At 55.9% G+C, this 14,942-nt stretch carries 12 protein-coding genes; 6 read left to right on the top strand and 6 right to left on the bottom strand.

What is annotated here, in order from left to right:
• Positions 1–97: 97 nt before the first annotated feature.
• Positions 98–1,489 carry a hypothetical protein gene (locus RDV48_25215; protein ID MDQ7826127.1) on the top strand — a complete coding sequence of 464 codons (1,392 nt, stop codon included), beginning with the start codon at positions 98–100 and terminating at the stop codon, positions 1,487–1,489.
• 135 nt (positions 1,490–1,624) lie between these two features.
• On the opposite strand, the gene RDV48_25210 is transcribed toward RDV48_25215, so the two are convergent.
• Both RDV48_25210 and RDV48_25205 read right to left on the bottom strand, forming a co-directional pair.
• Complete coding sequence (locus RDV48_25210) at positions 1,625–4,288, bottom strand: carboxypeptidase-like regulatory domain-containing protein (GenBank protein ID MDQ7826126.1); 2,664 nt, start codon at positions 4,286–4,288, stop codon at positions 1,625–1,627.
• Positions 4,289–4,335: 47 nt separating this feature from the next.
• Positions 4,336–5,127 (bottom strand): nitroreductase family protein, encoded by a 792-nt coding sequence (locus RDV48_25205; protein ID MDQ7826125.1) that lies wholly within the window; start codon positions 5,125–5,127, stop codon positions 4,336–4,338.
• Between the two features lie 258 nt (positions 5,128–5,385).
• Here RDV48_25205 and RDV48_25200 point away from each other — a divergent pair, with 258 nt between their 5' ends.
• Entirely contained in the window at positions 5,386–5,973 is a 588-nt protein-coding gene (locus RDV48_25200; protein MDQ7826124.1) for a hypothetical protein, read from the top strand.
• Between the two features lie 10 nt (positions 5,974–5,983).
• Here the strand turns inward: RDV48_25200 and RDV48_25195 are convergent, their stop codons facing one another.
• On the bottom strand, positions 5,984–7,081 hold the full coding sequence (locus tag RDV48_25195) for a histidine kinase dimerization/phosphoacceptor domain -containing protein (GenBank protein ID MDQ7826123.1): 1,098 nt from the start codon (positions 7,079–7,081) through the stop codon (positions 5,984–5,986).
• A gap of 300 nt (positions 7,082–7,381) precedes the next feature.
• Between RDV48_25195 and RDV48_25190 the strand changes: the two genes are divergently transcribed.
• Positions 7,382–8,413, top strand: coding sequence for a hypothetical protein (locus RDV48_25190; GenBank protein ID MDQ7826122.1), 1,032 nt, complete (start codon positions 7,382–7,384; stop codon positions 8,411–8,413).
• 164 nt (positions 8,414–8,577) lie between these two features.
• Here the strand turns inward: RDV48_25190 and RDV48_25185 are convergent, their stop codons facing one another.
• Positions 8,578–9,117 (bottom strand): isoprenylcysteine carboxylmethyltransferase family protein, encoded by a 540-nt coding sequence (locus RDV48_25185; GenBank protein ID MDQ7826121.1) that lies wholly within the window; start codon positions 9,115–9,117, stop codon positions 8,578–8,580.
• A gap of 205 nt (positions 9,118–9,322) precedes the next feature.
• On the opposite strand from RDV48_25185, the gene RDV48_25180 reads away from it, so the two are divergent.
• Together RDV48_25180 and RDV48_25175 are read left to right on the top strand one after the other, a co-directional pair.
• Positions 9,323–9,916, top strand: a complete 594-nt coding sequence (locus RDV48_25180; GenBank protein MDQ7826120.1) for a hypothetical protein — start codon at positions 9,323–9,325, stop codon at positions 9,914–9,916.
• Positions 9,917–9,922: 6 nt separating this feature from the next.
• Positions 9,923–11,422: a serine/threonine-protein kinase gene (locus RDV48_25175; GenBank protein ID MDQ7826119.1), complete on the top strand. Its 1,500-nt coding sequence runs from the start codon at positions 9,923–9,925 to the stop codon at positions 11,420–11,422.
• A gap of 100 nt (positions 11,423–11,522) precedes the next feature.
• On the opposite strand, the gene RDV48_25170 is transcribed toward RDV48_25175, so the two are convergent.
• On the bottom strand, positions 11,523–11,666 hold the full coding sequence (locus tag RDV48_25170) for a methylated-DNA--[protein]-cysteine S-methyltransferase (protein ID MDQ7826118.1): 144 nt from the start codon (positions 11,664–11,666) through the stop codon (positions 11,523–11,525).
• Positions 11,667–11,966: 300 nt separating this feature from the next.
• Between RDV48_25170 and RDV48_25165 the strand changes: the two genes are divergently transcribed.
• A complete protein-coding gene (locus RDV48_25165; protein ID MDQ7826117.1) occupies positions 11,967–13,835 on the top strand; it encodes a carboxypeptidase regulatory-like domain-containing protein in 1,869 nt (622 codons plus the stop codon).
• Positions 13,836–13,869: 34 nt separating this feature from the next.
• On the opposite strand, the gene RDV48_25160 is transcribed toward RDV48_25165, so the two are convergent.
• Positions 13,870–14,208, bottom strand: a complete 339-nt coding sequence (locus RDV48_25160) for a hypothetical protein (GenBank protein ID MDQ7826116.1) — start codon at positions 14,206–14,208, stop codon at positions 13,870–13,872.
• Positions 14,209–14,942 lie beyond the last annotated feature (734 nt).

Below are 14,942 nucleotides of genomic sequence, written 5' to 3'. Positions count from 1 at the left end.
CCATGGATTTTATTCTTTCATCTTCACCCTGGAGGGGAAATTTTCCTCGGCAAAGAACTCTCCACTAGAAGTGATAATTCTGGAAGGAGGGTCAAGTATGGGTAAGAAGTTTCAGGTGCTCCTGCTGATGGTGTTTCTCTTTACTGCAGCGCTGGCGATTCTTTCGAGCTGCGGCGGGGGGGGAGACTCTGGCTCCGGCGCATATTACGGAGGAGGAGGGGGCACTACGGCGGCACCGCAGATTTCAAGCTTCTCCAACCTCAACAGCCCGGGCCAGCCACTTCGGTCCGGAGACTGGTGCCAGGTGAACGGGAGCGGCTTCGGCGCCACCCGCCAGGCGAGGGGCGGCTACGCGGCTTTTACCGACGGGATCAATTCCGTGCAGGCGACACTTTACAGCACCTGGTCAGATACGCAGGTGGTGTGCAGGGTCCCCGACAGCTCGCCCTCCACGGGGGTATCGGTCATCGTGGTGACAAGCGCAGGCTCGAGCAGCAACCAGGTATCGGTGCCTGTAAACCCCACACCCAATCCCTCTCCCCAGCCCACGCCTCCCACGCCTTCGCCTTCACCAAGCCCCTCGGTCAGCCCCTCACCAAGCCCCTCGCCTTCACCGGTGACTTCTGAAACATGGCTCATGAAGGGCTACGCGATAGGCCGCACCAACGGGACTGAGTCAGGAAACGTGCTGATGCCCGAAGTGATAAAGCTGGACAACGGCACCTACAGGATGTTTTATGGCCATGCATCCCAGGCGCAGACCGACATCAAGTACGCCGAGTCCCCGGACGGCAGCGCATGGACCGTGAAGAGCGTCGTGCTGCAGGGAACCACGGACGTCAATGACAGGGAGCATCTTATCTCAGGACCCAGTATAGTGAAGCTTCCCGATGGACGATACAGGATGTATTACCAGGCCAGCAATCAGCCTTCAGACAACAAGGATTACAAGCACCACGTGAGGAGCGCCATATCCACCGATGGAATCAATTTCACCAAAGAAGGGATAAGGATAGAAATCTATCCTTATGATCAGAACGCTTACTTTCAGCTCGCAGGCCATGGCTCTTACTATATCGCCTCAAACGGCACCTACGTGGGAGTATTGTCGGCAAACCAGAAGGGAGACAACAATCCCTCATCCCTCTACATGGGAACTTCTTCCGACGGGCTCACCTTCAGTAATTTTCAGAAGCTCTACACGAGCTATCACGATCCCATCATAGTGAAAGACGGGAGCTCCTACGTGATGTATGCCACGTATCTCCTGGAAAAGCAGGGCAAGGCGGTCTCCACGGACGGGATCACCTGGCCCGCCCAGATGACTGATATCACCATGGTCAACTCAAGCGGCACCAAGCTCACCGAAGAGACCTACGGTGTGGGCGACATCGGGGGAGTGCTCATGTCGGCGGGTACCATAAGGCTCTACACCAACTACGGCGATTCAGTGGGATCTCATGACATAGTGTATTTTGACAAGCAGTAAAGTGGGATAAGATAAAAAACCGGGCTTCAGATCAGCTCTGCAGGCCCGTTTTTTTTTTGCAGAAAAGGCCTGAGGCTGATTCTCCGGTGGCTCAGGGGGGATGCTGAAAAGGTTCTGCTGATGCCGAACCCTGATTTAAGGAGCCTGTTTGAAGCCGATGGCGTCCAGATTGATATAAGCGCCGCCGGCCGTGACAGTGCTCTTTCCCTCGAATACCACCTTCACCGTGTGGGTCCCGTTCTTCAGCGCAGGGCTGTTGTATGTCATCATCTGGTAGAGAGTGACGGGAGCATAGCTGTTTGCGTATCCGGCACGCTGGCCGTCAATATACACCGTCGCCAGGCACGATCCGTTGTCCTGATGGCCATAGAGCCTGAAGTTCGTGCCGGTGAAGGAAAATTGATAGAATGCTCCCGGGGCGCTGGTATATCTTTCCACCTTGCCGTAGGAGCGGGGGTCAGCGGCAGTGGCCCAGGCGCCCTGATAGGTGATATTGGCATTCCCTGAGCCCCATACCTCGGTATTATATGAAATAGGATACCTGGTGGATATCGGTGCGAAAGGGCCGTCATCTACGATTCCGTTGGCCTCGTGAGGCAGGTTGTACGTTGAATAGACAAAGATACTGTTCGAGCTCACCATGTCATTGAAGGAAGGCGAGGCAGGACCCACGGTGAAGCTCCCGCTGGAAGATATTGTGACGCCTCCTGTCCTGTCTTTCACCTCTGGCGGGGTCACCGAATACCGGTATAAGGTCTTGCTTTCTTCAAGCCCCTGGAATGTATAACTGCATTCAGTGCCATATCCAGACGTTTCCCCGTTTACCACTATGAGGGTATATGCTCCATCAGGGCTTTTCAGGAACGTGGCCATGAAATCCTGGTCATCACAGGCGACTGCATGGGCAGTGGAGTACTTTGACGTGAAGCGCGACACGATCCCGTCAATCCAGTAGAGGTTTTCTGTCGGAGTGTAGGTATCCAGCAGCTTTTTGTTGACGGTATCATAGGTCTGTATGAAGGAAAAAATCCCGTCAATATCATTCTGGTTGAGATAGCTCCACCGCGCAAAGCCGTCAATTCCGTTAGCGGGCCCTCCAAGGTACCACTTCGCCACGAAGATATTCCAGTCATAACCGGTGTTGTCGCCTCCTCCGAATTCCCCCCACAATACAGGGTAATCGGGATCGCTTATGGGCCTGTATGCCGGGCTGTCATAGGCCCCGGAGCCGTAGCAGTGATTCTCAAAGGCGCCGAGGTAAGCCTTGCAGGCGTCCCAGTTGTAAGTGTATCCGCCGCTGTCAAAATATTCAGTGCCACAGAGAGGCACCTTGATCCCCTTTGCATCGAGAGCGCTTCTGGCCATCTGGTAGCCCACGGAGATATCACAGCCGCCTGCCCACCAGCCCCACCAGTTCATCGGCTCGTTGGTAATGTTGAGAAGCTTTATGCAGGTGTAGTTTTTCGTGTTCACAAGATAATCCACCATGGTGGCAAAGCCGTTTGCAAAGGCATTCATGTCACTTGGCGCGCTGAAGGCGGGATTGATCATCTGGATGAAGTTCCATTGGGTTGCCTGATCCTGCTGCTGCAGCAGCACATCCACGTCATGTGCCTGCGCCCAGTCCAGGATTTTCAGCAGCCTCCTGAAATTTCCGCTGTCCCAGGTGAAGTGGTCCTTCCCGGGCTCATAGTCGTTCATCTCCATATTCAGCCTGATCCAGTCCAGGCCTGACCAGTTCATGAAGCTGAAAATCGAGCTCCAATGGGCTTCATCATCAGGCTCCGGCAATGCACAGTAAGCGCTGCCCACTCTTCCTCCCCACTTTTCAAACACCTCTATTTCAATGCTAGTGTTCATCGATGTCACATTTGCTCCATAGCCTTCGTGCATGGCGTACACTGGCTGATCAGCAAGGATATCGATATGAGTGCCTGACACCGTGGGGGAGGGGGTCGGTGTGGACGTCGAAGTATGAGTCGGCATGGGAGAGGGCGTGATCTCCTGGGGTGCTACCTTGTAGTGCTCTACCGCGTCACCTGAGGTGCTGGTATGAGCAATTGAAAGGGGAGTGCTCCTTTGGGATCCGCTCAAGGTGAGGGTATAACTGGTTCCACGAGTCAGGTTGAAAAGGAGGATCCTCCCGTTCTTATTGGTTTCTGTTGCGCTCCAGTCGATGGAGGGATACCTGCTGTCGGTGAAATAGCCTATCAGAACGCCATCAGAGGGGCTCACTGCCGCCTTGATTCCAGGATGTGACTCTCCGGGCGATGATGACTGAACCTCCACTATCAGATGGCTTTTGCCCTGGTCATGGGAGTGATCGGAGCCTGCGAAATTGTTCCAGAATGATCGCCGCACCATGTGATGATCTTTGACGGTGACGGAGTCTTTTACCGCGACGCTGCGCCATACACTGCTGATATAGCTGTCATGGCTGAAGCGTATATGATAGTCTCCCGGAGGTATTCCGGAAAAGGTGTAACTGCCGCTCCTGTCTGTGGTGGTGGTGCCTGTGTCTATGGATCGGCCTGACTCTCTCAGAAAGCCTTTCAGCAGGCCTCCGCTTTTTGCCTGGCCGAGCGTGCAGGTGGCTCCCCTTATTGGCAGGCTTGTGGAGATATCGCGGAGGGTCCCCGAGATGGAACAGCTCTGTGCTGCCTGCTCATCGCCGGAAGATCCATAGTTCCAGTTCGACAGGTCAGAGCCATTATTGCCTCCGCACCCTCCCGTCATCAGAAGAGCGGCAACCAGAAAAAACACCCCGAGAGCTTTTAACGGCGCCTGCAGTTTCTTCATAGTCCTCCTCAGTTTTCCTGGATATGATCAATCACGGGCATGGAAGGTCAGAGCCACCTCAGCTCTCTTGCTTTCCTCTCAGGAACCCGCCGGTAGCGGATCTTCGGGTATCCTGCCATCAAGGCGCCGTAAAGCCTGCGGCCTTCCGGTATTCCAAGCTGCCTTTCAATGGCGGGGTTCATCTCCGCTGCCTTCATCAGGAAGCCTGCCCAGCACGTGCCCACGCCTGAGGCCCATGCGGCCAGCTCGAAGTAAGTCAGGGCGATGACGCAGTCAACCTGCGGCAGCACCGATTCGGAGGGGGCATGGGTTATGACGAGATGGGGCGCTCCCCGGAACACGACATCGCGCCCCTCGTCAAAGGCCTTCACCATCGCCGGCATGAAGTCGGCCTGCCTCAAGCCCTCGATGATGCGCTTCGCCAGGTCATGGACAACCTCCCGCCTTTCCATCACGATCCATCCCAGGGTCTGCTGGTTCCTTGCCGTGGGGGCATATCCCGCGGCGTCCAGAAGCTTCTGCAGCACCTCCGCGGGCACCGGCGTCTCTTTATACTGCCTGACGGAGCGCCTTGATTTCATCAGGTGAATAAGGGCGTCACCGCCGATGGCCCCCTCTTCCTGGACCGGGAGCAGGGTGCCGGGATCGGTGCCTTTGAGGACCAGGGCCCCATGAGGGCAGATGGCAGCGCAGTGGCCGCAGCCTATGCAAAGCTCGGCGGCGTTCTCGACGGCGGCGGGGAACCCTTCGGGGCCTGCGGTAATGAGCGTTACGGGGCATTCTCTGATACAGAGGCCATCCTTTGTGCATTTTTCATTGTTGACAGTTATAAGCTCCATGGCAGATTTCCTTTCATCTTGATGTCCCCGATATTTAACGGGGCTCTACTTTGTGGGGGTCGGCGACGGCAATGACGTAGGAGATGCGCCCCGGTTTCCCGAAGATCTTCTTCTCCATTGGACCGGGCTCTCCCTCTGTCTCCGCCCTGCCCTCCGTATGAGCGGGAGTAATCCCCTGTCTGTGAGAAGGATGCGGTGCCTTTCGAGGAGAAGAATAGCGGCCCCTGAAGTCCTGCAAAAACCCGAAGGAGGCATCATATGAGCCTGAAGAAGAATGCGATTCTCCGCCTGATTCCCTCTGTGGCGGTGCTTGCCGCACTCCTGGTGTCCATGGGCACCGGCACCTGCCTGGCGCAGAGCAGCATCTACGACGACCCCTATGACCAGGTGAAGCTCAACACTCCCTGCAACGAGGACGGCCAGCTTGACAAGAGCACTTATGCCAATGTGTCCTGGGAGGGAAGCAAGGAATGTCAGTGCGAGGTGACGATAAGCAAGACCAGCTTGACAGTCCACAAGGGAAAATACCTGGAACAGACGCAGTATGCCACCATAGGAAGCATTGACAACAGGCACGATGAAGTTGTCTTCCACGGCGGGAAATGGACCGTCAGAATCAGCAAGAAGCGCTATGAGAAGGCCAGGGTGGTGGAGCCCCGCAAGAGCATGCAGTTAAGAGACGCCATGGTGAGCATGGGCTATCAGCAGATCACCATCGCATTCCCTGACAGGCATATTGACGTGGCGGTGAAGGAGACCATAAATGACCTCCGCTACAATGACATGGTGTACCAGTGCGTCGAAAGCAACGGGAACTATTGGAAGGTCTATGTGAAGAAGCTGTAGCATAAGGTTTTCACCATTGAATGGTGAAAACCGTTCCGCTTTCTCCTGCCATGGTTATGGTGCCGCCGATCTGCTTCACCAGGTCGTTCACGAGCTGCAGGCCAAGGCTCGGGGAGTTCCGGAAGTCCAGGTGCTCCGGGAACCCTTTCCCGTTGTCCCGGACTGTCATCACAATCTTTCCCTTATCACCGGAGCGCAGCTCAATTGCCACCTCCCCCTCCGAGTCGCCGGGAAAGGCGTACTTGAGGGCATTCAACACGAGCTCGTTGGTGACCAGGGCAAGGGGCACTGCCTCATCGGCTTCAAGCCTTATCTCATCACAGTCCATGCGGAACGAAATCCCTTTCCTGGCCGACGACTCGAAGAGGACCGCCACGATGGCCTTGAGATACAATCCGAAATCGATGGAGGCAAGATCGGCAGAGCCGTAAAGCTTCTCATGGACAAGGGCGATGGACCTTATGCGGTTCTGGCTCTCCCTGAAGGCTTCCTGCAGGCGGGGATCATTGTACCCCGCCGCGCTGAGGGCCAGGAGGCTCGATACGATATTGAGGTTGCCTTTCACGCGGTGGTGGATCTCCTTGAGAAGGAGCTCCTTCTCCCTGAGGAGCCTCTCACGCTCTGCTCCCTGGATAATAATGCGCAGATCCCTCTCGACGACCTGTGAAAACTCGGCCATCAGCTCCTTCTGGTCTGTCGCATGAGGGTTGTCCTTGTAATCGAGGATGCAGATCGTGCCGAATATGTCGCCGTCAGGCCACGCTATGGGAAAGCCCAGATAGTAGGTGAGCCCCAGCTTTATGTCGGGGTTGTGATCCCACTCGGGGTCTTTCAGCGCGTCGGGAACCAGCAGAGGTACACGCTGCTCTATCACCCTCTCGCAGTAGAGGCCCGTATTGAGGGAGGCCTTCTCCCCCCTTTCATAGGGGTTGCCCTCGGTGGCGCTCCGCACGAAGACCTCGATATAAGGCTTCTCCACCTTCATGATAAGCCCTACCGGCACCTGGCAGGCCCGGGCCATGAGGTTCACAAGATTCTGCCACTTCGCGACAGTCTCTTCGCTGATTACAGGCTTTTCCTGACTGAGAGACGGTGATGTCACTTGCATTGCTGCTTCCCCTTATGGAATGATTCCCACTGCCAGGAGGTGCTGCAAAACCTTATCGGGAAATGATAAGGCTCTTTTGTGCCAATGGAATAAGGACTATTCTCCTGTCATTGAAGATTTTAGCAGATAATTCTCAGCACGGCAAGGGAAGGGAGTGTATCAGGCCTCTCCCAGGTTTTCCCCGCAGAGGTGCCGGAGCTGATTTCAGGGAATATCTATTCATGCTCCAGAGTATATCAGACAGCATCATGATATTATAGGTCCTGGCATATCAATGATTCTCAGAGGAGGGACTGACAGATGAATGCAAGACGATTCCTGTTCCTGGTACTTACCCTGCTGCTTGCCTTCGCTCTGCTGCCGCAGGCGGCCCTGGTCGCTGAAAGCAGGACCATATCGGGCTTCGTGAGCTCGACGACTGATGAGTGCCTGCGGCTCATTGACGCCAGGGACTATGCCGGGGCGCAGCGCCTGGCCCTGAAGCTCATAGCCAGCCCTCAGTGGAAGAGCGGCGATCTCGAGGCGGCCGGCGCCATCCGTGCCATAGTGGACGCCTTTTACGCGGCGAACAAGGCAGATTTCGCGAAAAAAGTCCTGGAGAGTGCACAAAAGGCCTATAAAGCCACCGGCGATACGGCACTTGCACTTGAGGGCCGCTTCCTGCCTGAGAGCGCCCGGAGCAGCCTGCCTGTCATCGACTATACAAAAAAGCTTAAGCCGAGAGCGGTGAGCATCTTCAACCCTGCTGCCGACCTGAAGCGCATCCGCGTGGGCAACCAGGCCTCGGTGCTCAAGGTCATGGATTCCACCAACAAGAAGGTAGCCTACATGCGCGGTCTTGACGGCGTGCTGTGGGCACCCGTACAGGAGGCGCACCGCCAGGGCATCTTCACCGCCCTGGGTATCGCGCCGGCCTCCCTCGATGCAGTGGCCGACCAGTTGATAAAAGGCTACGCCAGCTCAAAGCAGAAAAAGGAGTGCCTGGCCCTCCTCGGCATCATCGGGTCATCGACGGGGAATGCCCTGTCCGACGGGACACGCACCAAGCTGCAGTCATTCCTGGTAACCACCATGCGTGCCTCCAAAGACGTGGTGCTTCGCCGCCAGGCGTGCCTCAACCTGGCGCTCCAGAGCTCCATCCTCGCCAGCAGCGTGGACGCGGTGGTACTGTTCTACGAGAAGAGCAGGAACCTGTGGGAGACCTTTCCCGTGCAGCAGGTATTCGAATACCAGAAGGAATGCATCAGCCTCCTGCCCAACAAGAGCCAGATCAAGGCACGCATTGCTGCCGTGAAAGAGCTCTACACCCCGAACATTCTCAAGTTCCTTTAGAAACCCTTTCCCGGGAGAGCACCGGAGCCATTTTGCAGGATCCAGGGAATTCAACGCCGCTCCCGGCGAAGTGGTCCAGGTGACCCTGGTGTACCTGCTGGTGCTCGTGAGCACCCTTCTCCTGTTCGGGAAATTAGGCGACAGACTTGCTTTCCCAGTATCATTCAGTAGAGAAAGGGGATGAACCTCTTTGTCTCCTTCATATAGGCTTCGTACTCGCCGCCGAATTTCCGCACCATCTCTCTTTCCTCCATCAATGCAGTGGCGAAAAGAGCAGCCGTGCTCACCAGCATAAGGATTGTAGTGAGAATGGTCACGTCTTTCAGGAAGACCCCCACGCCCAAAAGAAGCAGGGAGGTGTAAAGAGGGTGCCTTATATACTTATAGACGCCCGATTTCACGAGGACGCTCGTGTTCTCAAAGGTTCCTTCCGCCCTGCCTGCTCCGCGCAGAAGAAGATATCCCGCCATTGAAGGGTAGAGAGAGGCAAAAAGGACTATCCACGAGACAATCTGGCGCAGGCAGAAGGGATCCTTGAACCACGATCCTGCGTTGAGGAGCACCATCAATAAAAGGCTCTCAAAGGCGACAAAGCGGGGGATGCCGTGGTAGCGGCGGGCCCTGAGGGAGAGCCACCAGGAGTAATAACAGATAGCCGCCGTGCCAAGGGCGAACACAACGAGCATTGCTGCATGCACAGGCATTTCCCCTTTTAGCTTTTCTATGGCAGCCCGCGCACCAGGGAGGCTGCCCCTGCCCTCTTTTTTATCGACCCATTCAATTAATCGGGCGCTTTGAGGTGATTATACCAGAAAAGGGCCTTTCCCGATAGAGGGACCAGCAGGGGAATAGCTCCTCTTTGTAAAAATTGGTAAAGAGAGGAGTCTGTCACTACTTTTTGGAGCGGTCATGACTGACATAGGATTCCTGCTATTTGCCCTGGCGGTATTCGCGGCAGGATATACTCTTTCTGCCTTGACATCACTTTCCGCCAAGAGCTTTTTGACGCGCATCGCTCCCCTCCTTGAGAGCCCCCAGATCCAGGGATTGAGCCCTGCAAGGATCATGGGGAAATTTGAAGGATACAGCCTCAGCATCGAGATATCAAAACAAGGCAGGAATCAGCCTCTCTTCATCACCGTCACTCTCTTCACGGCGACGCCGTTCAGCATGAAAATCTCTCCCGAGGGTGGCCTGCAGAAGCTTGGGAAAGACTGCCGTCTCCTCAGCGAAGTGGAAATCGGCGAGCCGGATTTTGACGAGCGCTATCTTATTGAAACCGCCGCCAGGCAGAAAGTGGCCAATGCTCTCTCTCCCCAGGCCACGAGAGACATCGTTGACGGCCTGTTCCATGTGGGGTATTCCTGCATTGACGTGCACGAGGGCGCCGTATGCCTGAGCTTTGATTACCCCGACCTGAGCGCATATTTCAACCCTGATTCGCTCCGCATCGATATCAAAAGGCTTATAAGTCTCGCAGAAGCATTGTCGCAGGCGCCGTAGAAAACGATGAAAGAATACCTTCCCGGAGACCTCATAGCGGAGAATTACCAGGTTCTCTCCCGCCTCGGCGAGGGGGGGATGAACATAGTGTACCTCGTGAAAAAGCTTCCGGAAGGTCCGCAGTATGCCATTAAAATCACCAGGCCTCTTGAAGAGCTCAAGTCGGACCTCGCGGAAGCCCATAACAAGTTCCTGAGGGAAGTGGCCATCCTCACCACCCTCTCCCACCCTTCCCTGCCAAAGGTCTTTGATTACTTCACCAAGGAGAACTGCTACTTCATTGTGGAGGAATACGTGGAAGGCCTCCCCCTCTCATCGCACCTGGAGAAAAACCTGCCCGGCCAGGGGGAGGTGATCTGCTGGGCTCTCAAACTCTGCGACATCCTCAAGACACTCCACCGGAACAATATCATATTCAGAGACCTGAAGCCTGCCAACATCATGCTCGTGCCTGACGGGAACATAAAACTTGTGGATTTTGACATAGCGCGGTACTTCAAGGCGGGGCAGGCCCGGGACACCCTGCTTCTGGGCACCCCCGGCTATGCCGCGCCGGAGCTCTACGGGAAGGACCAGAGCGACAGGCGCTCCGATATTTATTCCCTGGGCGCCACGATGCACCAGCTTCTCACGGGCAGAGACCCCCAGGAAAGCCCTTTCCACTTTAAGCCTCTCCAGGAGGTCCTGCCAGGCATTGACCAGGAGCTTTCGGCCCTTGTCCACAGATGTCTTGAGAATGACAGGGAGAAGCGCTTTCCCGATGTCCTCGAGATAATCAGTGCCCTTCATGAGATCCAGGGCAGGCTTTCCCGCAAGTCCCTTCCCCCTGCCCCGCCCCTGCCGCCGATTCTCCCCACGATGGCGCCTTCAAGTACCGGCGATATCCCGAGGTATCTCACCAAAAGGGCAGGAGAGGCCATGAGGGGCTTGTTCGCAGCGGAGAAGTCCGTGAATAAATGCTCCGGGCGTCCTCCAGCGCTTTCTCTTGAGCCCCGGCCTTCAATGGATGAGTTTGCCGGCGGCGACTGCCCCCCCTGGAGGGACTTCTATCTCTACCACCCTCTCTGCATCACCAAGGTGGATCTTAAATGCACTGCACCGCAGGTGAAATACCCTGAGGCTCTTGCCGTGACTTTTGAATTTACCTGCACCCACCCCATGGAGCTCTTCTACAGGCCATACCTCCTGGAGATGACCCTTTGCTTCGCAATCCCTTTGAGCGAAGCCTGTTTCACCGATGGAGGCCCCTATGTGCAGATTCCAGGGCTGGTGAAGGATTTCCACCTTGAGACACCCAACTGCTGGAGCGGCACATCGGACCGCACCACTGTCGAAGTGGTCCATGACGGCTCTTATATCAGGGGCTGGGTTTACTGGCAGCCTGAGGGGAGCCTGCCTCCCCTCGGCTATTCCCGCAGCCTGCCATGGCGGGGGCCCCGCGCGGTGCTCCAGGTGAAGGATTACCGCGCCACCTGGCAGTATACGACAGGCTTTATCATCAAATGAAGCTTTCCCGGAGAGCCCGGCTTGGTGAGCAGATTGTCAATTGTCCCCATTTTTACCTTGAGCGGTGCTCCTGCTCGAGGCGGAGAAGGAACTCTTTCCTTCATACGCCCCCGCCATAGCCTACAAGCCTGCCGTCCTCTCCAATTACCCTGTGGCAGGGTACGATGATGGCGATGCGGTTATCGCCGTTCGCTTTTGCCACGGCCCTCACCGCGGCCTCATTACCCACGGTGCCGGCCTTCACCGGGCCTTCTCATTTCATTCACGGAGCCTTCACAAATGATCACTATAATAGCGTCAAGGAGGACATGGACACCTGAAGGAAAGGAGGCACTGCTGACAGAGAAAAGAACGGAGAACAGGCAGGGAGAGCTGCCATGGGCAATTAATCTATAAGGTATTGGAAAAGGAGAGATGCTTTTTGAGCCGGAGGAAACTGTGCTTTGCACCAGAAAAGCTCAGACCCTCCCGAAAAGGATAAGCCATTGCAGCCCTCTCCGATTCCCGGCTATCCCCATTTTCTGCACCACTATAAGGAGGTTTTATGAAACGAAACGGCAAGGGGGTTCTGACACTGGCGCTTATCGGGATGCTGCTCTTCTGCGGCGCGGGATGCAGCACGGGCGGAGACTCCTCCCAGGGTTACTTCCCTTCATTATCAGGAAACGGCACCACGGGAGGCACAACCTACGCCCTGTCGGGAACTGTCTATGGCAGGGACGGCGTCACGCCCGTCCAGGGTGCCCAGTGCTCACTTTCACCAAAGTCGTTCTGCACGGAGTGCGGCTCTTTCTCTGCTACGACGGACAGCGCAGGAAAGTATACCATGACGGGAATCTCTTCAGGCTCCTACAGCCTCAGGGTATCGAAAAACTCATACGTGGCCCTCAACACAAGCGTGGACGTGAGCTCCGATACCTCGAAGAACTGCAGCATCATAAGCCAGAGCGAGTGGAGCCAGTTCGCCGGGGGTGACCATCCCTATGATCCGAATACCGGCTACGTGGTCGTCGAGGTGCTTGATTCTGCGAAAAAGGCGCTTCTTTCAGGGGTGGATGTCGATCACTACCCTGCCGACTTCTCCGATCTTGGCCATATGAGCGGCTCTTCGGTGGACTGGTCCCTCGATAAAACAACAGAGAACGGCAGAGCCCTCTTTTACAAAGTGGTCCCCGGATCACAATACACTGTCTATGCACAGAAGGCCGGCTACGTCTTCGACGGCCAGACCTCTTCAAAGGGCTCAAAGAGCGTCTCCTATACGCCAACGGCGGGAGAAGTCACTGAGGTCACCATGACGGGGAAGGCCCAGACAGGCGCTTATCCTTCAGCCATACAGCGGGTCTATGACCTCAGGCCCCTCAAAGGACTTGGCTATACTCCAGGCCCCAGCGACTACAAGGGCGATGGGACCGGCTATTTCACCGACTCAGATTTCTGGAACAACGATTGCCAGGACCTCTGGGGCACGGGCACGAAGAGCCGCGACGACATCGGCACCTTCGCCCAGGCGGGAGTGAACTTCCTCCACCTCTACGACTGGAACCAGAAGGGGTCGGGAAGGATCCACACCAATTTCCTCAAGTACTGCCAGGACAAAGGCATTTATGTCATGGTCCCCATCTCGAACTGGTACCTGGACCACAGGAATGACAGCGGCAACGACGCGTGGTGGCCCAATTTCGTCGCCGAGGCCTATCCTGGAGGCACGCGCCACCCTGCCGTGCTCATGTGGGACTTCGGCAACGAGTGGGACAACTATACCGATGACTCCTACAGGAACGGCAAGGCCCAGGCGGTCGTGGACGTGGTGAAAAAGATTATCGCCGCCGAGGACGCGGCAGGCATCCCTGACAGCGAAAGGATCGCCATCATCGCCCCCGTCACCACGGGGACGTGGTACAATAACGGCACGATGGGCGCAGGGGCAACCAACAAGATGAAGGAGCTCTTCGAGAGCAACGGGCTCTCCACGGTGTTCCAGAACCGCTTTATCGCCGCTGTCCAGGGCTTCCAGGACGGGAGCGCTTTCTCAAAGTGGATAGGAACCGATTTCCCCGCAGCCATGAAAGCCATCAACGGCGGGAAGGTCATCCCCTTCATGCTCACCGAAATGGGGTGGCAGATCAACGGAACCCCCGACGATGCCGCGGAGCAGGCCCAGGCGGCGAAGTACGAGGAGCAGCTCAAGGCCGTGATGCCTTTCGCCCATGGAAACGATGACCTGGGACCCTTCATGGGGACCTGTGTCCACCAGGCGGTGAACGCCCACTGGAAAAGCGGGACCGAGGCCACTTTCGGCTGCAACAAGATCGACGTGGCTGGCGGCATCAATCCCAGCAATGGCAAGTTCCCCGTGGACTCGTGGAAGCAGAAGCCCAACTATGCCAAGATGAAGCAGTATTACCACTGAGTGGCTTGAGGCAGGCGGCAGGAGAAAGGGAGCCTCACTTGCATGATCCCTTGCAGGCAGGAACAGACCCTTTCCCCTGCTTCATAGCCACCGTGAAATGCTCTATTTTCTCCACTCCTTTGTAGGAGCTGATGAGGCCAAGCAGCGTACCGGTAATGACTTTCTCCGGAAAGGCAGAGAGCGGGATGGGAGCCCCGTTGACAGTGAGGGTCAAATTCCCTCCCTTGTAGTGAAACTCAAGGGTCTTGATATCCTCGGGGCCCTTGAGTGAAGCAGCGGCAGAGAGCACGATGTTCTCGAGGAAATGCCCGGCGAACTCGTTGAGCTCTATGGGCTTCTCGTTTACATGAAGCACTGCTTTCATGGTTTTCATTGCAGTTTCCCCCTTTAATGCATATATCGCCGGTATCAGTACCGGCGATATATCATTCCACCTCTATGAAGGAAATGCCTTCCATAAACTGCTCTGTTCACATTACGGCAGCGCGTCATGCCGGGAAAGGCCGTCGCTCCCCGTTACCCCTGCGACTCCTCCTGAAAATGAGCCTCCCGCAATGAGATCTATACGCCTCCTCCTCAGCATCCGCAGCCGGCAAACATCACGAGAATGACAAAAAGAGCCACAGTCCATACTATGCTTGCTACTCCTGTCCTGTTATCTTCCATTTTGCACCTCATTCGCATACTTCTCGATTAATTGCTTCAGCACAAAAAACTGTTCTTCACATCTCTCTCCTGCATAATCACTATAAGATGATACCAAGATAACCGCTCTTTTATTCAATCGGGCTCCCGGTCGATGCTATCAAACTCTTTCTGCTCCCGATCCCTGGCATGGCGGCGAATATGATGGATTGCCGGGGTATGCGGGAAGCCTTTGAAAGGCACAGGGAAGTAGAGGAGTTTCTGCGAGACCATGTCCCGGGGAAGAAGAAAGCACCGGAGGAGAGGCGGGGCACACGGTGGAAAATCAAAAGGGACACCCGTCAAGAGCCATGAAATCTTTCCCCCGCAAAAAAACATTCCGCCCGGCGGCAGCCAGGTCTGAAACGCGGGGAAACCGGCCCAATCCTTCGCTCAGTGCCGCATTATGGCCTTCAGAGTCAT

This window comes from Candidatus Eremiobacterota bacterium (assembly GCA_031082125.1).
Classification (GTDB): domain Bacteria; phylum Vulcanimicrobiota; class CADAWZ01; order CADAWZ01; family Ess09-12; genus Ess09-12.
This window is presented reverse-complemented; position numbering and strand designations above follow the sequence as displayed.